Origin of the sequence: Mucilaginibacter terrae (assembly GCF_031951985.1) — a bacterium.
Taxonomy (GTDB): Bacteria; Bacteroidota; Bacteroidia; order Sphingobacteriales; family Sphingobacteriaceae; genus Mucilaginibacter; species Mucilaginibacter terrae_A.
The window spans coordinates 1501773-1522372 of record NZ_JAVLVU010000001.1 but is presented as its reverse complement, the minus strand read 5'-3'; the positions used below and the strand labels follow the sequence as shown (position 1 = coordinate 1522372).

Below are 20600 nucleotides of genomic sequence, written 5' to 3'. Positions count from 1 at the left end.
AACGGTTTCGTAAAAAAATCCTGACAATTCATTAATACGACTTAAATCCAAACCTATATTAGCATCATCTTTTAGTAAAAGAAGCAACGATTATAAACCGCAGCGTTCATTTTTAAACCTGCATATTTCCTGAAAAAATTATGAAAGAGTTGAACGATTCTGAAGTTAACCCTCTCGCAAGTCTGGATGACTGGGAAGATGATGTACTAAATCGTTATCCCGATCCTGAGTCAATTGCTACATCAAGAAGCACGGAAGAATACCGCCAGTACGATGATCCCGCACGTGACACTGTAAAGGAATTTTACCGTTTAAACCACACTTACCAAACGTATGACTTTGTGCAGCAAAAAAGGGCTGATTTTTTAGCCTTTAACCGCAAAGAAATGACGATTTGGGAAGCTTTTGATTTTTTGAATCAATTAGTGGATGACTCGGACCCTGACACCGATCTGGATCAGTTTCAACATTTGTTGCAAACATCCGAAGCCATACGTAACGACGGGCACCCTGACTGGATGGTTTTAACCGGCTTGATGCATGACATGGGCAAAACGCTTTGCCTTTTTGGCGAACCACAATGGGCGGTAGTAGGAGATACCTTTCCGGTAGGCTGTGCTTACTCGCAAAAAATTGTTTACCCTGAATTTTTTGTGCACAACCCTGATTACAATAACCCTGCTTACAATACCCGCCTGGGCGTGTATGAAGAAGGTTGTGGTTTACGAAATGTACATATGTCATGGGGGCATGATGAGTATGTTTACCAGATGATGAAGGATTATTTGCCTGAGCCTGCGTTATATATGCTGCGTTACCATTCATTTTACTCATGGCACCGCGAAGGCGAGTACAGCTACTTGCTTGACGATCATGACCGCGAAATGCTGAAATGGGTGAAGTTGTTCAACCCTTACGATCTGTACTCGAAAAGCCCGGTTCCTCCAAATTGGGAAAATATTAAAGGTTACTATCAGGACATTATTGCTAAATACCTCCCCGCAAAGCTTAAATTTTAAGCACCTTTGCAAAATTGAATAATAAACAAACCAAACAAATATGAGAATAAATTTACCCTTTAGAAAAGGTAGTTTTCTGCCTTTATGGCTCTTTCTTGCCATGATTTTTGCTTTCCAGCAATCATTTTCTCAAACAGAAAGACGCATCAACGGAACCGTAGTTGATGCCAAAGGTACCCCGGTGCCCAGTGTTACAGTTGCAGTAAAAGGTGCCAACCGAGCAACTCAAACCGATGTTAATGGTAAATTTGGCATTACTGCCAAACAAGGCGAAACATTGGTGCTTACCTCAATAGGTTACACCACTAAAGAAGTACCCGTTACTGCCGAAAACAGCTACAGCATTACATTAGATGAATCGAGCAATGCATTGAAAGATGTTGTTGTGGTAGGTTACGGTACAAGTTCACGTAAAGCTATATCGAGTGCTATTAGCCAGGTAAAGCAGGAAGACCTAAACCGCGGTGCAATTGCCGATGTGGGCCAGTTGCTGCAAGGTAAGGTACCGGGCTTAAACATAACCGCAAGCGGCGATCCAAACAAGCCTGCTTCTGTAATTTTACGTGGTGCTTCTACTGTAAACAGCCCTGGTTCGCCATTTTATGTAATCGATGGTATTCCGGGCGCAGATATTGCTGCCGTTGCACCTAATGACATTGTTACTATCGACGTACTTAAAGATGCCGCTGCTACCGCTATTTACGGTAACCGTGCTTCTGCCGGTGTAATTATGGTTACTACCAAAAGAGGCAAGAAAAACTCTTCAAATGTATCTTACAGCGGCTATGCAGGTATTGAGAAAGTAAGCAATTCATTAGACTTGATGAACGCAGATGAAATACGTGCTTATTTAACAAAAAATAATGCAGGTTTTTCGGCCAATAATGATTTGGGTGCTAATACTGATTGGATGAAAGCGATCCAGCGCTCTTCAGCATTTGCTCAAAACCATAACGTTTCTTTAAACGGCGGCTCAGAGCATGGCACATACAGCGCAAGTATTAACTACTTTACAAAGGACGGTATATTACAAGGTAGCTCATTAGAGCGCGTAATTGGCCGTTTAGCGGTTGATCAGTATGCGTTAAATGATAAGTTGAAGTTTAGCTTAAACTTGTCAAACTCTTCAAGTAATTCTCATAATGTACCATTACAAAACGTAGTGTTATTACAGGCCGCCAAGCATTTACCTGTAAACCCAATCTACAACGCTGATGGAAGTTACTATGAAAACTTTGGTAACACAGGTTATTTCAATCCTTTAGCTATTGCCAATAATGCTAAAGATGACACAAAGTATAACGTATTGTTAGGTTCATTTTTTACTGAAGCAAAACTACCTTTCGGATTTACTTACAATGTGAATCTGTCATATCAAAAAACAACTGCTTCTCGTGGTGAGTACTATGGCTCATATTATAACGCTTATAGAGGCAATAGTTTCTACAACAACCCTGATCCGGCTATTGGAGTATCCCATACTTTAATTAGCCTCGGTCAAAATGGTACCGCCGCCCGTAGTGAATTATCTAACACTGTTAAAACGCTTGAAACTTTCCTTACCTGGGACAAGAAGTTTGGTGAACACTCTTTAACTGCAGTATTAGGTTACTCTTATCAAGAGAATGTATCGGGTGATGGTCTTACCGCAACAAGTATCAATTTCCCTACTGATAATGTTGGCTACAATAACCTTGCACTTTCAAACCCTTACGCAGTTAGTAGTTACAGAATTGGTTTTGGTGACTCGCGTATTTACGGTAAAACGTTATTAGTATCTGATTTCTTCAGGTTTAATTACAACTACCAAGGTAAGTACCTGTTACAAGGATCGGTTAGGAGAGATGGTAGCTCGGTATTTGGTGTTAACAACCGTTGGGGATATTTCCCATCAGCATCTATAGGATGGAACATCGATAAGGAAGACTTCATGAAAAATCAAAAGGTGTTTACCAGTTTGAAATTGCGTGGAAGTTATGGTGTAACCGGTAACTCATTTGGTATAGGAGCTTATACTGCTCAGTTACTTTACGGTGCGGTTGACAAATATTATAACAATGGCGTATTAGAATCTGCCTTCGCGCCTATTCAAGGACAAAATCCAGATTTGAAATGGGAGCGCACTGCATCTTCAAACATCGGTGTTGAATTTGGAATCCTGAATAACAAAATTACCGGTACGGTAGATGTGTATAATAAAAACACTACCAATATGTTGTTCAACTACCGTGTTTCGGCTTCATTAGTACCTGGTGGTAACATCAATGCAAACGGCGGTAGTATCAACAATAAAGGTATTGAGGTAAGCTTAACTGCTAACCCGGTATCGTCTAAAGACTTCAATTGGTCAAGCACTATTAACGCTGCTTACAACAAAAATAAAGTTACCAGCTTAGTTAGCCCTTACGCTAACGGAGATTCGATTCTTTACACTTCTCCTGAAGGTCCGGGCCAATCAGGTTCTACTTTGCAAATATTAAAAACAGGTTATCCTTTAGGTCAGTTCTTTACTTTCAAATATGCAGGCAAAGATGCTAATGGTAACTCACTGTTTTACAAACGTGATGGTTCTACCACTACGCAGCCAGCTACCGGGGTTGACTATTTTTATGCAGGCAGCCCACAACCAAAAGTGTTAATGGGTTGGAATAACTCGTTCCGTTACAAAAACTTCGACCTTAATATCTTTTTAAGAGGTACATTTGGCAATAAGATATTTAACGCAACCCGCGCAGATTTATCAAACGTATCTTCTGCAAGCGCAAACAACATTTTACGCACTGCTGCCGATGATAAAATTACTGATACACGTAATTACTTCTATTCAGACAGGTATATTGAAAGTGGATCTTACGTAAGATTAGATAACTCTACAATAGGGTATAACATTAAACAACCAATTAAATCTATCAGTAACATACGCGTTTACTTAACCGGCAACAACTTATTTGTTATTACTGGTTATAAAGGTGTTGATCCTGAAATAAACCAAGGTGGTCAGTCGCCAGGTATAGATTACAACAACTTTTATCCAAAAACACGTACATTTTTATTGGGCGTAAACGTATCATTATAATCATAACAGAGATGAAAAATATATTTTTAACTATCGCATCTGCTGCTTGCATGGCTGTAGTTTTATCTTCTTGTCACAAAACAGATGTTAAGGTAGACACACAGCTAACCCCGGAGGTATTTCCGCAAACACCAGCCCAATTCCAGGCTGTAACAGGCTCTGTGTATGTAGCTTTAAGATCTGATTACACAGGCGCATACTTTTTTTCACAAAGCCATACAACGGACGAAAACCTGTTGGCTGTTTTCGGTCCAGACTGGATTGACGGCAACAGATATATGGAGTTACACCGCCATACCTGGACAAAAGATAATTCTGGCGTAAATGCCGTTTGGTACTATTATACTAATATGATAGGCGTTGCCAACCAAACCCTATCGATTTTTAAATCAGCACCTGCAAGTGCGGCAAAATCAAGCAGCGTTGCTGAATTAAAAACCCTTCGTGCATTCGCTTTTTTTATGGGCATGGATAGCTTTGGAAATATACCATTAGATACCTTATATGGAACCAAAGAGTTGCAGCCTCAGGCTACCCGCGCACAGGTTTTTAATTTTATTGAAAGTGAATTAAAAGCCTCTATTCCTTATCTTAAAACTGATGTTACTCCTGCAACTTACGGTTTGGTAACCAGGCATTTTGCTTACTCATTATTAGCAAAAATGTACCTGAATGCAGCAGTTTATACCGGAACTCAACGATATAACGATTGTATTGCAGCTTGTGACCAAGTTATCGGTGCTAACAAATACTCGGTAGAGCCTATGGCTTCGTACCTGCAAATGTTTTACCCTACAAACGGAGCAACAACTCAAAAAGAGTTCATTTTTGCTATACCTTACGATGCATCAAACTCTTCAGGAAATTTGATTTTTGCAAGGTATAACCTTAACCGTAACTTAGGTATACGATATGGTTATTCAGGTTCAACTGCCGGTGGGTATGTTAATCCTGTAATCAACGAAAGCACAGGTAATGGCTTAGCTAATAACAGACCAAGTGGCCCGTCAATGACTACAGCTGAGTACTATGCTTATTTTAATGATGCTAACGATATTCGTAACAAGCAATGGTTAACCGGTCAGCAGTACTGGCAAGATGGTAGCCCGATTATGGTAAGTACTACTAATGTTGGCTACAATCAATTTTACACAGGACCAAATCCCACTGCAAAATTTGTTTATCCGTTGGTGTTAAGTCAATTAACTTTCAGGCCTCGTACAGGTACCAATTCTGATTATGACTTAGGTCGTGATGAGATTGCCTGGAACACAGGTTACCGTAACAATAAATTCCTGGCCGATTACACCAACACCATTAACCGTAATCAGAACAATGATTTTCCAGTGTTACGTTATTCAGACATCCTGTTAATGAAAGCTGAAGCAATTTTACGTGGTGGTAACGCTACTTTAGGCGCAACAGCATTATCATTGGTTAACCAAATCAGAGCTAATCGTACAACATCTCCTGCCTTAACTACTTTAGATTTAGAAGGCCTTTACGCTGAGCGTGTTAGAGAAATGGCTTATGAAGGATGGCACCGTAACGACATGATCAGGTTTGGTAAATATGAAAATACCTACGGTTTAGGTAAAAACAATGCCGATACTTACCGTCGTATATTCCCAATACCAACATCAGGTTTCCAAACCAATTCTAAGTTGCAACAAAACCCCGGATACCCTAATTAATTTATATTAACCAGCTCCACCTAACCAGTGGAGCTGGTTTTTTTATAGCCGGTATCAGCTAATTAACAATTAGTGTATACTTTTATTCCCTTAAAATTATCTCTATCATTAAGGTGAAGATTTTAGTTGCATACACTATACCCTATTATGAGTAAGAACAATTTACAAACAGCCGATATTCTGGTTTTTTTTATCTATTTCATTGTCGTATCGGCTTACGGCTATTATATATACCGCAAAAAAGAGAGTACTGATAATCCGCAGGATTTCTTCCTGGCCGAAGGCTCTTTAACCTGGTGGGCCATAGGAGCATCGCTAATTGCATCAAATATTTCTGCCGAGCACTTTATCGGCATGTCGGGTTCGGGTTTTGCCATGGGCCTGGCCATTGCCAGCTACGAGTGGATGTCGGCCGCAACGCTTATCATAGTAGCCTGGTTTATTATTCCCCTGTATCTTAAAAATAAAATATTTACCATGCCCCAGTTTTTGGCGCAACGGTATAATGATAAGGTTAGCACCATTATGGCCGTGTTTTGGATGCTGGTTTATGTGTTTGTAAACCTTACTTCCATCATCTATTTAGGAGCTATCGCGGTTTCGGCCATATCAGGCTTGTCGTTTGGTTTTTGTGTGGTGATGCTTTGCATTTTTTCGGTTGTAGTAACCCTCGGTGGTATGAAGGTTATTGGCTATACCGATGTTATACAGGTTGTAGTACTTATAGCCGGCGGTTTGGTGACAACTTACTTGGCACTCTCATTATTAGCCCATGAATATGGTTTCGGTTCCGATATTATCAAAGGGTTATCTGTACTTAAAAAAGAAGCCCCCGATCACCTGCACATGATATTCGATAAATCGAGCCCCCATTATATGGAGTTGCCCGGTACATCGGTAATTATTGGTGGTATGCTGGTAAACAACCTGGCTTATTGGGGCTGTAACCAATACATAGTACAACGCGCATTGGGCGCTAACCTTAAAACTGCCCGTACCGGTATTTTATTTGCGGCGTTTTTAAAATTACTGGTTCCGGTAATTGCCGTTTTGCCAGGTATTATCATGTATGTTTTGCACAACAAAGGTTTGTTTCAGCAGGAGATGATGGGTATAGGTGGGAAGCCCAAACCCGATCAGGCTTACCCAACTTTAATGAACCTCCTGCCTGCAGGTTTAAAAGGTGTAGCTTTTGCAGCTTTAACAGCAGCAATTGTGGCATCATTGGCGGGTAAAGCCAATAGTATATCTACTATATTTTCGTTAGATATCTATCAAAAATATTTTAACAAATCAGCATCAGAGCATAAGCTGGTTTTAACAGGCCGCTGGGCTGTAATTATATGTATGCTTATTGCAGGATTGGTAACACCGGCACTGCGTTCTTTAGACCAGGTTTACCAATTCATTCAAGAGTATGTAGGCTTCTTTTCGCCGGGTGTACTGGCAATTTTTATGTTGGGCCTGTTTTGGAAACGTACCACTGCAGGCGCTGCTATGGCAGCTGCGGTACTAACTGTGCCTATCTCAAGCATACTAAAGTTTTTGCCTTACTGGACAAACGGAGCATTTCCAAACTATCCGTTTCTTGATCGTATGAGCATAACTTTTGTTTTGGTAGTAGTTTTAATGGTGGTAATAAGCCTGGTTAAACCACGGCAATATACCTCCCCAATTTTACTGCCGCAACGCACCGATTTTAAAGTTTCACCAGCCTTTTTAATTATGGCTGTTATTATAATGGGCATTCTTACCGCTTTGTATACGGTTTACTGGTAAGCAATGCTGCTTAAAATTATATTCATTTACTATCCTAATGAAAAAAAACAAGATTAAACACATGTGCAGTGCTTTGGCAAGTGCTTGGTTTTTATTGCTTCATTTAAGTGCCGCCAAAGCAACTGCTCCTGATAAGGTTTACAGCATCACAAGCTACGGTGCTGTTGCCGACGGCAAAACCGATAATACGAAGGCTATTCAAAAAACAATGAACACGGCATCTGAAAACGGTGGTGGGATAGTATTGGTACCTAAAGGTAATTTTGTTACCGGGGTACTTTACCTACGGTCGAACGTAAACCTGCATTTTGATAAAGGTGCAGCTTTGCTGGCCACCACCAAACGGGCAGATTACGGCCCTAACAAGGCATCAGCCCTAATCGTAGCTACTGATGTTAACCACGTTGCCATTACAGGCTCCGGAACTATCGACGGCAGGGGCGAAGCGCTTTTGGAAGATATATATCGTATGCTGCGTGCCGGAACATTAAAAGATACCGAGTGGCAAACTTATAACCCTTGGAATCAAAAGCGCCCTGAAGAGAATAACCGCCCGCACCTGATGGATTTTAAGAATTGCCAGGACGTAACTGTTAAGAATATCACCATAAAAAATGGTTTATGCTGGATACAGGATTACCGCGACTGCCGAGATATGGTGATTGACAGCATAAAAGTAGAAAGCAACACGTTTTTAAATAATGACGGCATAGATTTGGTTGACTGCCAGAATGTAAAACTATCCAACAGCTTTTTTAACGTTGCCGATGATGGTATTTGCTTAAAATCGCATAACCCCAAAAGTGCCTGCGAAAACATTGAAATTTATAACTGCCGGGTACGTTCGAGCGCGAGTGCTGTAAAGTTTGGTACGGCATCACACGGTGGCTTTAAAAAAATTAAGATACACGATATCGAGGTATATGATACTTACCGCTCGGCTATAGCTATTGAAACGGTTGATGGCGGCTTAATTGAAGATATTGATGTTAGAAATATTAATGCCCGGAATACTGGTAACGCCATATTTATACGCATAGGAAAACGCAACAAAAATGCCGAACCAGGCATACTGCGCCGGGTATATATCGGTAATGTAAAAGTGCAGGTGCCCGCTGGTAAGCCCGATAAGGGATACAATATGGAAGGCCCCATCGTTAGAACAAAACACAATGTTTTCCCTTCGTCGATAGTGGGTATACCCGGGCACGACGTAGAGGACGTTACGCTTGAAAACATCGACATCTCTTACGAGGGTACCGTATCTAAAAATTATCCAAAATTCAGCATAAGTAACTTGGAGAACATTCCTGAAGTAATTGGCGATTATCCCGAGTTTTCGATGTTTGGCGATTTACCCGCATGGGGCTTTTACACCAGGCATGCCAATGGTATTGTGTTTAAAAATGTAAAGCTCAGCTATAAAAAAAATGATTTGCGCAAAGCCGCCATTTTCGACGATGTAAAGAACCTGAACATTGGTAGCCTGAACATTAACAAAACACAAGCTATCCCGGCTGTGGTAATTAACAATTCGCCTGAAGCCAAAGTTGGCAGCGTTAAAGTTGCTGGTAAAGCCAGCAAGAGCGTGCAAATAATTGAATTGAAAATAATTAAGTAGCGATTTATACCAATAACAAATTTAGCAGTAAATGAATACACATAAAATAGGTTTGGTTTTAATAGTGGCGTTATTGCCGCTGTGTGTACAGGCCCAAAAAACGGTAGAGGCCTCCTATGCTTTAATTAAACGTGTAGTTCCTGCCAAAGCCAGTTGGTTTGTGGTTCAGCAAATTGAATCAAAAACAGGTAAAGACTATTTTGAAATTGAATGTAAAAGGGGCAAAGTAGTGTTGAGGGGTAACAATGGAGTTTCGATTGCATCGGCTCTTTATCATTATCTTACTGAGTATTGCCACTGCCAGATCACCTGGAACGGCACCAATTTAAACCTGCCGCTTAAAGCACCTGTAGTGCCTAAAAAGGTAGTGAAGAATACACCTTATGATTACCGCTATTACCTCAACTACTGTACCTACAATTACAGCATGAGCTGGTGGGACTGGAAACGCTGGGAAAAAGAAATTGACTGGATGGCCTTGCACGGTATCAACATGCCGTTGGCATTAACCGGGCAGGAGTATACCTGGTACGAAGTTTACAAAGGCATGGGTTTTACTGATAAAGACCTGAGCGGATTTTTTTGCGGCCCGGCTTACTTTTCGTGGTTTTGGATGGGTAATTTAGATGGCTGGGGCGGACCGCTACCGGTAAGCTGGATGACCAGTCACCGTGATTTGCAGCAACAGGTTTTGAAACGTGAGCGTGCTTTAGGCATGAAACCTGTGCTTCAATCGTTTACCGGTCACGTGCCGGCTGCATTTAAAACAAGGTTCCCGGCATCTAAATTAAAGCAAACCAACTGGACTAACGGTTTCGACGATACTTATATTTTAGATACCGAAGACCCGATGTTTGAGCAAATTGGCCGTAAATTCTTAGAGGTGCAAACCCGCCTTTACGGTACCGATCATTTGTACTCGGCCGATACTTTTAACGAAAACGAACCGCCAACTGATGACCCGGCATACTTGTCGGCATTAAGTGCGCGCGTGTACCAGGCCATGAGCAAGGTTGACCCTAAAGCCGTTTGGGTAATGCAGGGTTGGTTGTTTTACAGCGACCGTAAATTCTGGAAAACCCCTCAGATAAAAGCCTTACTCGAAGCCGTTCCGAACGACCACATGATCATGCTTGATCTGGCTACCGAAATTGAACCGGTTTGGAAACGTACCGATGCTTACTACGGCAAGCCATGGATATGGAATATGCTGCACAACTTTGGGGGTAACATCTCCATGTTCGGCAGGATAGAGGGTGTGGCCGAAGGGCCGGCAGCGGCGTTGAAAGACCCTGCATCGGGCAAAATGGAGGGCATTGGCCTTACCATGGAAGCCATTGAGCAAAACCCGGTTTTATATGAGCTAATGACCAAGCACACCTGGCAAACCAACCCGATCAATGTTGACCAATGGCTGGAACAATACATATTAAACCGTTATGGCAATAAAGACAAACATGCAATCAATGCTTGGCAGGTGCTTAAACGTACGGTATATAACGGCAAAGACATCCGCGATGGTGCCGAGTCAATAATAACCGGTAGGCCAACCTTTGATTCTGCCACTGTTTGGACCAAAACCAAGTTGAATTACAAACGTAAAGACCTGCTGCCGGCCTGGCATGAAATGATTGCTGCCATACCTGCAAGCAGTATGAGCGATGGTTTTGGTTATGATTTGGTTGATGTAACTCGCCAGGTATTGGCTAACTATGCCGGTCCGTTACAGCAAAAATGGGTTAAGGCCTATCAGCAAAAAAACATGGCCGACTTTAAAAAGTACAGCGCAGAATATTTGCAGTTGATTACCGATATGGATATGCTGCTGGCCACCCGTAAAGATTTCTTATTAGGCCCCTGGCTTGCCGATGCACGTAGTTGCGGAACCACCCCGGCCGAAAAGGACCTTTACGAACAAAATGCCCGTGACCTTATAACCTTATGGGGCGATAAAAACAGCCCGCTGCATGAGTACTCATGCCGCCAGTGGAGCGGGTTGCTTAACGGTTTTTATAAAGTAAGATGGCAAAAGTTTTTTGCGGCAGCAGAGGTATCTCTTAAAGCTGATAAACCGCTTGACTTAGCTCTCTTTAACAAAGAAATAAGCGAATGGGAGTGGAACTGGGTTAAAGCAAATAATCCGTACCCTACCAAAACAACCGGGCAAAGCATTCCGGTTGTGCAGCAACTGTACAAAAAGTATAACGCCGTAATTACCGCAAACTTATGAGCAACGCCCCGGCCACCAAAACTCAAAGGCTGGTATCGTTAGATGCCTTGCGGGGTTTTGATATGTTTTGGATCATTAGCGGCGAAGGTCTTTTCCATGCTTTAGCGAAGGCAACTAAATGGCCGGCATTCTTATGGATGTCGGCACAGTTGCATCACACCGACTGGAACGGAATCACGTTTTACGACATGATCTTCCCGCTGTTTTTATTTATAGCAGGGGTAAGCATGCCGTACTCAATGCACCGCAAAATTACAGATGCAGGGTGTACCGATGCCTTCCAATTATCATCGGCTCAAAAAAAAGGCATTTATTTAGGCATGCTTAAACGCGCCTTAATACTGGTGTTTTTAGGTGTGGTAGTAAACGGCTTGTTTAAGTTTAACGGTTATGAAAACACCCGTTTTGCCAGTGTTTTAGGTCGTATTGGTTTAGCATGGTTTTTTGCGGGCATTATTTACTTAAACTTTAATGTAAAAGGACAAGTGCTATGGTTTGCCGGTTTGCTTTTAGGATACTGGGCAGCCATGATGCTTATACCCGTGCCCGGTTTTGGTGCAGGTGTGCTTACCATGGCGGGTAGCCTGGAATCGTATGTTGACCGTTTGTTGCTTCCGGGCAGATTGCATGATGGCGTACACGACCCCGAGGGTGTTTTATCTACCTTACCGGCCATAGGCACCGCTTTGCTGGGTGTATTTACAGGGCAGTTTTTAAAAAGCACCAATGAGCGCTGGACGATGTTGAAAAAAGCCTTGGTCTTATTGGCTGCAGGTATAATTCTGGTGGCTTTGGGTTCATTATGGAACATCACATTCCCCATCAACAAACGCTTGTGGACAAGCTCTTTTGTGTTGTATGTAGGCGGTTTCAGCCTGTTGTTTTTGGCTGTGTTTTACCTGATTATCGATGTTGCCGGTTACCGTAAGTGGGCGTTTCCGTTTATACTTATTGGCAGCAACTCCATCCTCATTTACATGGCAGCCGAGGGTATGGTAGATTTTTGGCACACCGCTAATTATTTATTTGGCGGTATGATACAATTTGCCGCTGTAAGTTGGCAGCCTGTATTTGGTGCCTTATCGGTTATTGCCGTGCAGTTAACGCTGCTTTACATCTTGTACCGGAATAAGATATTTCTCAAAATCTAAACATCTATGTATTTTAATAAATCTTTGCAGTGCTTGTTAATAGGCTCTTTGGCGCTTATCTCAGCATTGCAAGCATCGGCCCAAAGCAACCTGCACCAATATGTCGATACGCGGATAGGCTCTGAAGGGGTAGGGCGCGTGTTTATTGGTCCGTCGTGCCCGTTTGGTATGGTTAAGCCAAGTCCTGACTGTACGGTAAGGCCCAATAGCGGCTGGTTACCCGAACCTGCGCCCGTAACCGGCTTTGGCCAGGTACATGTGAGTGGTACCGGTGGCGGCCCAAAGTATGGCAATATTTTAATTATGCCTTTTACCGGTGCGTTGATAAGTTTAGACCACTCATCCATGCGCCAGGATGAAAAAATGACTTTAGGGTATTACAGTGTAAAGCTCAAAAAGCACAATATAAAAACCGAAATTACTACCGCCGATAAGGCATCATTTTACAAGTTTACTTACCCGGCTAAGGCATCAAAAGCTTTGGCTATTGATGCCGGTTTCTTTTTGGGCGAAAACCCCGTACCCGATGCCCGTGAAGCACAGCAATTTGTGGGCTCGGAAATTGAAGTGGTATCAGATACCGAAGTACGTGGTTACAGCCGCATACGCGGAGGATGGAACAACGGCGCGGCGTATACGGTGTACTTTCATGCCGTATTTAATACGCCGGTTAAAAGTCTTTCTACCTGGAAAGGAAAAAAGCTGTTTCCGGGCGTTAAGCAACAGTTTGACGGTGCTGAAAAAACAGGTGCCTTACTTTCATTTAAGGATGCCGGAAATGATACGCTAAAAGTAAAAATAGGCATATCATTTGTGAGCGAAGGCAAGGCAAAAGAAAACGTAGCGCAAGAAATTCCGCACTGGAGTTTTGATAAAGTTTTGGGTGAGGTTAGGCAAAAGTGGAACAACCTGCTCAGCCGGATTGAGATAAGTGCGGATGCCTCTGTAGAGCAGAAAAAAATGTTTTACACCGCGCTATATCATACCATGCTCATGCCGGTTAACCGCACCAACGAAAACCCTTTGTGGAGCGGGAGCGAACCTTACTATGATGACTTTTATGCCATATGGGATACCTTTAGATCGTCAAATCCACTTATTACACTTATTTCGCCTGCAAGGCAAACCGAAATTGTTAATGCCTTGCTTAATATTTACAAGCACGATGGTTACATGCCCGATGCCCGCAGCGGCAATTACAACGGGCGCACACAAGGTGGCTCTAACGCCGAGGTACTGATAGCCGATGCTTTTGCGAAAGGTTTGCAAGGCATAAACTATAACGTGGCTTTGGAGGCCATGCTTAAAGATGCCACAGTGCCGCCGGGCGGTTTAGAAGAAAAAGAGGGCAGGGGCGGAATACCCAAATACGATCGGTTGGGTTATGTGCCGTACCATATACCACGTGCAGGTAACCGCACTACCGATTATGCTTACGAAGATTACTGCATAGCCATGGTTGCTAAAGGCATGGGCAAAACGGCCATCTATCAAAAATATATTAAGCTGGCCGATAACTGGAAAAACCTGTGGCGCGATGGCTATAAAGACCACGGTGCAACCGGCTTTATCATGCCTAAAGATTCGTCAGGCCGCTGGCTGGATGAAATACCTTACGGAACATCTAAAAACCAGCATCCAACGTTTAAATATACCCCATTAAGCCGCGAATACCCGTGGTATGTTTGCCATTGGTGCGGTTTCTTTTATGAGGCCACCTCGTGGGAATATTCGTTAAGCATTCCGCACCAGGTACCGCAGTTGGTTGAAAAATCGGGTGGTAAAGAAGCTTTTAAGCAACGGCTGGATACCTTGTTTGAAAAACGTTTTTATAACGTTGATAACGAACCCTCGTTTTTAACGCCAAGCTTGTACCATTGGATAGGACGCCCCGATTTGAGCAGCCAGCGCATCAGGCAAATCGTTACCGATAATTTTAATACTTCGCCAACCGGCTTACCTGGTAATGATGATTCGGGGGCAATGTCGTCATGGCTGGCATTCCAAATGATGGGCTTTTATCCAAATGCAGGGCAATCATACTACCTGCTTAATTCTCCTATGCTTAAACAGGTAACTTTACACCAGGAAAATGGTAAAGATTTCAGGATCACGGCCAAAAACCTATCGGCACAAAATGTATACGTTAAATCGGTGAAACTTAACGGAAAAGATTTTGACCAGGCCTGGATAGAGCATGCTGATATTGTAAAAGGTGGCGAATTAACTTTTGAAATGACCAGCAAACCCACCTCATGGGGTACCAAGGTATTGCCACCAAGTAAAAACTAAGTACCATGAAGAAACTATTATTTACGCTGGCACTATTTACCCAGGTTTTTGCGTTAAAGGCTCAGCAGCAACAAAAAGTTATACAACAAGGCAGCGTTGTAAATTACACGCTACGTTTGCACGGGCAGCAGGTGGCGTTTTCGATAACCGTTACCCGCTTAACTGATAGTGTGGTGTTAGATTGGAAAATGCGCAATACCACAAGCGGCACATACGTTATATTACCCGATGCCGTGCGAAGCGCCAATAAGCTCAGTTTTGTGCAGCCTGAGCCCGATAAAAAAGTAGTTTTGCCGGCTAATCAAACGTTTTTGTTTATCTCAAAAAATGCTTTTCAAAATTTGGTTCAAAAGCATAGTTATGAGTATGATAATACCATTTACGATCTTAAAAATGATGGTAAACCCGAAACGCTGTTAGTTGACGGTAAAAAAGTGGAAGTGCTGCACGTAGCCGCGCGGAACGAAACTACCGAATACTGGATATTAAACAACCCCGATATGCCCCTCATATGCCGCATAACCGGCAACCCGTTAGAGGTGGATATGGAAATAAATTCTATTAAATAATTATGAAACGCAGAGATTTCGTAAAGAATACGACCCTTACAGCTTTAGGCGCATCGCTGATAGCCCCGCTCGAATCTTTAGCCGAAACACCGGTTACTTATATTGAAAGTGAAGACCTCTCGGCAGCGGCTGGTTTAACAAATGGCTACCCGCTTAACTTTATGGCCATTGGCGATTGGGGCCGTAACGGCGAGTATAACCAGGTTGAAGTGGCCAGGCAAATGGGTAATTGGGGTAAAACCAATCCTAATAACTTCATTATATCTGTAGGCGATAATATTTACCCCAAAGGCGTAATTAGCGAGCATGACCCGGCCTGGCATTATTCATTCGAAAATGTGTACACGGCGCACTCTTTACAGGTTGACTGGTTCCCGGTTTTAGGCAACCATGATTATGCTGCCGACCCCGATGCGCAGATACGCTATTCAAAAGTAAGCCGCCGCTGGAACATGCCCTCGCGTTATTACAGTAAAGAAGTATCGTTAGGTTCGGATAAAGGCAAAGCGCTGTTTGTAATGATAGATACCCAGCCCATTATTTACGATATCAAAGACCAGCACCCTGAAAAGCAATTAGCCTGGATCAATAAAACCCTTAGTGAAGCGGGAACTGATGTAAAATGGAAAATTGTGGTAGGGCATCACCCTTATCACACCGCCGGGCCGCGTATTCAAAATTATGATACAGTGACCATACGTAAAGCCCTTACCAAAGTGTTTGATGACCATAAAGTGGATATTTACCTGGCCGGGCACGACCATTCGTTGCAGCACCTCAAACCCACAGGCGTAACCCACCAATTTATATCAGGAGCAGGCTCGGAGTTAACACCGGTAACACCCGATGCACCGTACAGTAAATTCCTGGCATCCGAAAATGGTTTTATGTATTTTTCGGTAAGTGATGAAAAGATAGTTGTTAAGGCGATAAACTACAAAGGAGATATTTTGTACAATACCACTCTTGCTAAGTAAATCATTTAAAACGCTACTTACAGGTGCGGTATTCATCACCAACCACTAATAAGGGATTTTTTAATAAATCCCTTATTAGTTAAGCGCAACTTAATTTCGAATTTACCGCATATTCACAACGCGCTTGCGGCTCGCATTTCGCATAGAATCATCTATTGCCTAATTGTTGCTTTTTATCAATAATAACAATAATTGACTGCGACAATAATTTAAAAAGCTCTGATTTTTAAAAGTGCTTTCTATTTAAACCCAGTTTTTTAATTTTTGAATTTAAGGTAGTTGCCGGAACACCTAATAATTTTGCCGCACCATGCTGTCCTGATACCCGGCCATTACAAAGCTGCAATACCTCAAAAATGTGGTCGCGTTCGTTCTCATTAATGGTTTTTATTTTTTTAAGATGACCGTTGCTACCGGGCATAACTGTTTCTGCTACCGGCAAATCAATAGCGCTTATGATGGGCTTTTTACTGAGTAGTACATGCCGCTCGATCAAGTGTTCCATCTCGCGTACATTACCGGGCCAGGTATAGTTACGCAATTGCCTTATGGCACCTTTGGTAAGGCCGGTTACCTGCTTGTTGGTTTTGTTGGCATATTTATTTATAAAATATTCGGCCAGTAAGGGTATATCTTCCGTTCTTTCACGCAAGGCAGGTAATTCAACCGGAATTACATTGAGCCTGAAATATAAATCGCGCCTGAAGCGACCTTGCTCAACTTCGTGCTGCAGATTACGGTTGGTTGCTGCAATTACTCTTACATCGCATTTTATGGTACTGGTGCCACCAACACGTTCAATCTCTTTTTCCTGCAAAGCACGTAATAGTTTAACCTGCAGGTCAAGAGGAATTTCGCCTACTTCATCTAAAAATAGGGTGCCGTTTTGTGCCAGTTCAAATTTGCCTAAACGTTTATCGGTAGCTCCGGTAAAAGCACCCTTCTCATGGCCAAATAATTCGCTTTCAATCAAATTTGCAGGTATAGCGGCACAGTTTAAGCTAATTATAGCATGGTTTTTACGGCCCGAATGTTCGTGAACTGCTTTTGCGATCAGCTCCTTTCCGGTGCCGGTTTCGCCCAGTATCAGCACGGTCGAATCAGAATTTGCAATCTGGTCAATTAATCCAAAAACGCGCTTCATGGCTGTTGCTGTGCCAATAATATTGGGATAGCTTGATTCAAATGTAGGTTCTTCTGGTTGGTATAATGTGGCATTATCCAATTGCTCAGCGCGCTTTTTTAACTCGTCAAATTGTTTGCGTACTGCATTGCTGGTTGCTGGTAAAAGTTTTATAACGATGTCAAATAAGTCTTCTAATGATTCAATGCGCTCTATGTTTGAAACAGCAGGTGGGGCTTGCACATGGTGTAATTGATCAACTTTGCTATTGTAGTTATTTTGCTGATGTTGTATAATGTCGGCAATTAAATCAGCTACGCTACAACAAAATGCAAGGCATTCGGTACTAAACTCTGTGGAATTATGCAATTCAAATGTGCCCAGTACATGATTGTTGGTTTCGAGGGGAATATAGCAATGGTATGGGTAAGATAAATGGCTGTTTAACGGTTTATGGTTTTTGCCTGTTTCCTCTACCCATTCCTGCGCAGTTTTCAAAACCGGGAAAGAATAACCTGCAATAACTTTTTGCTGATTAGTTAGTGTTGCTGGTTGAGCATTTATTTCGTTCACAAAAACTTCCTCATTCAAATCGTAGGTTGAAGTGAAGCATTCGTTAGCCATTGTTTGCCGTTCATCATAAACGAGTAAAACAGCATATTCAATGGAATAAAGCAGCTGTAGTCTTTTAAAAAATGTATCAATAAGGTGGGCTACCTGCAAATTACTGGTTAATACAGCAGCCGGTAACTGCCGGTGTGATTTATTGCTAAGTTTTTCTGAAATGCCGCCCATTGTAACAAATTATGGAATTAAAAACTAATAGCTTTTGCTTTTTAGCTGATATACAAATATATCTTTTTTGTAAGTGGCTAAAATAAATTCCGTCAATCGTTAATTGACGATATATCATAACTTTTAAATGTTCGTTTGTTTTGTAAGTTGTTGTATATCAGAATATTGCATGAGTGGCACTGTTCATGGATGTTGATGTTCAAAAATTCAATATTATGAAACCATCACCAGACTTACTTACCCCCGACAACCACACTTTAGTATTAATTGATTTTGAAGGCCAAATGAGCTTTGCAACTAAAAGCATTGCAATTTCGGAGTTACGTACCAATGTAGCCGTAATTTCGGGCGCATCTAAAATCTTCAATGTTCCTACCATCGTTACTACCGTTGCCGAAGAGTCATTCAGCGGCCCGGTATTTCCTGAGATAGAAGAATACTATCCGCAAGCTACTTCAAACTATATCGACCGCACTTCAATGAACACCTGGGAAGATGAAGCTGCCTACAAAGCCATTACTGCAACAGGTAAAAGGAAAATTGTACTGGCCGCGTTTATGGACAGGCGTATGTATTGTTGGTCCGGCATTGTCGGCCTTGAGCGAGGGTTATGAAGTGTATGCCATTACCGATGCCTGCGGCGACGTAAGCGTTGAAGCACATGAGCGTGCGGTGCAGCGTATGGTACACAGCGGCGTAAAACCAATTACCTCTACACAATACTTGTTAGAGTTACAACGCGATTGGGCCCGCCAGGATACCTACAAGGCCGTAACCGACCTTATGAAAAAACATGGCGGGGCATATGGCATAGGCATTCAATATGCACACAAAATGTTTAGTCATTAATTGAGTACTGCGTTTTTAAATTTTAAATCCGATCCATTTCTTTCCATGATAAAACGCTTTGCCCTATCGGTTCTCTTGATCAGTGCTTTCCCTGCTTTGCTGTTGGCCCAGTCATTTAAACTTATGCGGTTTGATGAGGATTACAGCAGTTTAAAGGCCGATAGCAGCAAGGGCTTTTATCATGGTTTAAAGTTTATCCCCCTATCTGAAAGCCGTAACACTTACCTTACCATTGGCGGCGAGATGAGGTACGAGAACGTAGGCCGTCACAACGAAAATTGGTTACAAGGGCAGGGTTATAATAACTCTTTTTTGCAACGCTATTCAGTACATGCTAACCTGCAAATTGGCAATAGGTTCAGGATTTTTAGTCAATTGAACAGTGCCCTTGAAAATGGCAGTAAGTACGGGCCATCACCCGTAGATGAAGATAAGCTGGTAGTGGAAAACCTTTTTGCCGAGTATAAGCCCTGGCAAAAAGGCAGTAGCAGCCTTTCGTTTAGGGTAGGCAGGCAGGAGCTTAATTACGGTGCCGGACGATTGATTTCTGTAAGAGAAGGGCCAAACGTGCGCCTATACTTTACCGGTGCAAAAGCCATGTACCATTCGCCCCGGTTTACGGCCGATGGTTTTGTTATGATGGCCGATAACGTTAACCCCGGCGTGTTTGATAATAAGGCAACTAAGCAAGCCAATCTTTGGGGTGCTTATTCTTCGCTCATAATTCAGCGTGGAGGCAATTTTGATTTCTATTACCTGGGTTACCAACGGCGCAATGCCCGTTTTGAAGAAGGTACTGCCGATGAACTAAGGCACACCGTTGCTATGCGATATTGGAAAAGCGGGGGAGGATTTATTTATAATCTTGAAGCGGCTTACCAGTTCGGCACGTTTGGTAAAGGACGCATTAACGCCTGGACGGCAGCTGTTGAAATGGGATATGTTTTTGATCATATTGCCGGTAAACCCACCATTAACTTGCGTAACGATTACATATCGGGCGATAGCAAACAGGGCGACGGCAAACTGCAAACCTTCAATCCGCTGTATCCAAAAGGTGGTTACTTTGGCTTTAACCCGTTGATTGGCCCGGCTAACCTTATCGATCTGCATCCGTACGCCACTATTAATTTGAGCGATAACTGGGCACTACAGGCCGATCTGGTTTACAACTGGCGCTATTCATTGCAAGATGGTATTTATCACCCCAGCGGTAATTTTAATACTGGGGGTTCAACATCATCGCAACGATATATAGGTACAACTTATCTGCTCAGTTCGGAGTACCAGTTTAGCAAATTTTTTAGCTTGAGCGGAGGCGCACAATACTTCAATCGTGGGGCTTTCATTGCCGACATTGTGCAGCCGTCTGATAATTCCTGGTTTTATAACCTGCAGTTTACTTTCAAATTTTAACTCTATTAA

14 protein-coding genes are annotated in these 20600 nt (G+C 42.5%); 13 read left to right on the top strand and 1 reads right to left on the bottom strand.

Features of this window, described 5'->3' with window-relative positions:
- Window positions 1-140: 140 nt before the first annotated feature.
- The 10 genes from QE417_RS06115 to QE417_RS06070 all read left to right on the top strand — a co-directional run bounded on the left by QE417_RS06115 (window position 141) and on the right by QE417_RS06070 (window position 16408).
- Window positions 141-1019 carry an inositol oxygenase family protein gene (locus QE417_RS06115; RefSeq protein WP_311948371.1) on the top strand — a complete coding sequence of 293 codons (879 nt, stop codon included), beginning with the start codon at window positions 141-143 and terminating at the stop codon, window positions 1017-1019.
- Between the two features lie 40 nt (window positions 1020-1059).
- Entirely contained in the window at window positions 1060-4095 is a 3036-nt protein-coding gene (locus QE417_RS06110) for a SusC/RagA family TonB-linked outer membrane protein (RefSeq protein ID WP_311948369.1), read from the top strand.
- 11 nt (window positions 4096-4106) lie between these two features.
- On the top strand, window positions 4107-5789 hold the full coding sequence (locus tag QE417_RS06105) for a RagB/SusD family nutrient uptake outer membrane protein (protein ID WP_311948366.1): 1683 nt from the start codon (window positions 4107-4109) through the stop codon (window positions 5787-5789).
- 147 nt (window positions 5790-5936) lie between these two features.
- On the top strand, window positions 5937-7568 hold the full coding sequence (locus QE417_RS06100; RefSeq protein ID WP_311948364.1) for a sodium:solute symporter family transporter: 1632 nt from the start codon (window positions 5937-5939) through the stop codon (window positions 7566-7568).
- A gap of 37 nt (window positions 7569-7605) precedes the next feature.
- Window positions 7606-9189 (top strand): glycoside hydrolase family 28 protein, encoded by a 1584-nt coding sequence (locus QE417_RS06095; RefSeq protein WP_311948361.1) that lies wholly within the window; start codon window positions 7606-7608, stop codon window positions 9187-9189.
- Between the two features lie 31 nt (window positions 9190-9220).
- Window positions 9221-11419 carry an alpha-N-acetylglucosaminidase gene (locus QE417_RS06090; RefSeq protein ID WP_311948359.1) on the top strand — a complete coding sequence of 733 codons (2199 nt, stop codon included), beginning with the start codon at window positions 9221-9223 and terminating at the stop codon, window positions 11417-11419.
- Window positions 11416-12570, top strand: a complete 1155-nt coding sequence (locus QE417_RS06085; protein ID WP_311948357.1) for an acyltransferase family protein — start codon at window positions 11416-11418, stop codon at window positions 12568-12570. The genes QE417_RS06090 and QE417_RS06085 overlap by 4 nt, the downstream gene beginning before the upstream one ends.
- Before the next feature lie 6 nt (window positions 12571-12576).
- Complete coding sequence (locus QE417_RS06080; RefSeq protein WP_311948355.1) at window positions 12577-14862, top strand: GH92 family glycosyl hydrolase; 2286 nt, start codon at window positions 12577-12579, stop codon at window positions 14860-14862.
- 5 nt (window positions 14863-14867) lie between these two features.
- A complete protein-coding gene (locus tag QE417_RS06075) occupies window positions 14868-15431 on the top strand; it encodes a hypothetical protein (protein WP_311948353.1) in 564 nt (187 codons plus the stop codon).
- A gap of 2 nt (window positions 15432-15433) precedes the next feature.
- Entirely contained in the window at window positions 15434-16408 is a 975-nt protein-coding gene (locus QE417_RS06070; RefSeq protein ID WP_311948351.1) for a purple acid phosphatase family protein, read from the top strand.
- A 226-nt stretch (window positions 16409-16634) separates the two neighbouring features.
- On the opposite strand, the gene QE417_RS06065 is transcribed toward QE417_RS06070, so the two are convergent.
- Complete coding sequence (locus QE417_RS06065) at window positions 16635-18326, bottom strand: sigma-54 interaction domain-containing protein (RefSeq protein WP_311948348.1); 1692 nt, start codon at window positions 18324-18326, stop codon at window positions 16635-16637.
- A gap of 215 nt (window positions 18327-18541) precedes the next feature.
- Between QE417_RS06065 and QE417_RS06060 the strand changes: the two genes are divergently transcribed.
- The 3 genes from QE417_RS06060 to QE417_RS06050 are packed head-to-tail and all read left to right on the top strand — an operon-like array spanning window position 18542 to window position 20591.
- Window positions 18542-18940, top strand: coding sequence for a hypothetical protein (locus tag QE417_RS06060; RefSeq protein ID WP_311948345.1), 399 nt, complete (start codon window positions 18542-18544; stop codon window positions 18938-18940).
- Complete coding sequence (locus QE417_RS06055; protein WP_311948343.1) at window positions 18924-19175, top strand: isochorismatase family protein; 252 nt, start codon at window positions 18924-18926, stop codon at window positions 19173-19175. The genes QE417_RS06060 and QE417_RS06055 overlap by 17 nt, the downstream gene beginning before the upstream one ends.
- Before the next feature lie 45 nt (window positions 19176-19220).
- Window positions 19221-20591 carry an alginate export family protein gene (locus QE417_RS06050; RefSeq protein ID WP_311948341.1) on the top strand — a complete coding sequence of 457 codons (1371 nt, stop codon included), beginning with the start codon at window positions 19221-19223 and terminating at the stop codon, window positions 20589-20591.
- Window positions 20592-20600 lie beyond the last annotated feature (9 nt).

What these genes read in the sequence shown, in the direction of transcription:
- QE417_RS06070 (WP_311948351.1), top strand. Translation starts at nt 15,434, where the DNA reads ATGAAACGCAGAGATTTCGTAAAGAATACGACCCTTACAGCTTTAGGC.
- QE417_RS06080 (WP_311948355.1), top strand. Translation starts at nt 12,577, where the DNA reads ATGTATTTTAATAAATCTTTGCAGTGCTTGTTAATAGGCTCTTTGGCG.
- QE417_RS06115 (WP_311948371.1), top strand. Translation starts at nt 141, where the DNA reads ATGAAAGAGTTGAACGATTCTGAAGTTAACCCTCTCGCAAGTCTGGAT.
- QE417_RS06075 (WP_311948353.1), top strand. Translation starts at nt 14,868, where the DNA reads ATGAAGAAACTATTATTTACGCTGGCACTATTTACCCAGGTTTTTGCG.
- QE417_RS06090 (WP_311948359.1), top strand. Translation starts at nt 9,221, where the DNA reads ATGAATACACATAAAATAGGTTTGGTTTTAATAGTGGCGTTATTGCCG.
- QE417_RS06065 (WP_311948348.1), bottom strand. Translation starts at nt 18,326, where the DNA reads ATGGGCGGCATTTCAGAAAAACTTAGCAATAAATCACACCGGCAGTTA.
- QE417_RS06050 (WP_311948341.1), top strand. Translation starts at nt 19,221, where the DNA reads ATGATAAAACGCTTTGCCCTATCGGTTCTCTTGATCAGTGCTTTCCCT.
- QE417_RS06085 (WP_311948357.1), top strand. Translation starts at nt 11,416, where the DNA reads ATGAGCAACGCCCCGGCCACCAAAACTCAAAGGCTGGTATCGTTAGAT.
- QE417_RS06110 (WP_311948369.1), top strand. Translation starts at nt 1,060, where the DNA reads ATGAGAATAAATTTACCCTTTAGAAAAGGTAGTTTTCTGCCTTTATGG.
- QE417_RS06105 (WP_311948366.1), top strand. Translation starts at nt 4,107, where the DNA reads ATGAAAAATATATTTTTAACTATCGCATCTGCTGCTTGCATGGCTGTA.
- QE417_RS06060 (WP_311948345.1), top strand. Translation starts at nt 18,542, where the DNA reads ATGAAACCATCACCAGACTTACTTACCCCCGACAACCACACTTTAGTA.
- QE417_RS06095 (WP_311948361.1), top strand. Translation starts at nt 7,606, where the DNA reads ATGAAAAAAAACAAGATTAAACACATGTGCAGTGCTTTGGCAAGTGCT.
- QE417_RS06100 (WP_311948364.1), top strand. Translation starts at nt 5,937, where the DNA reads ATGAGTAAGAACAATTTACAAACAGCCGATATTCTGGTTTTTTTTATC.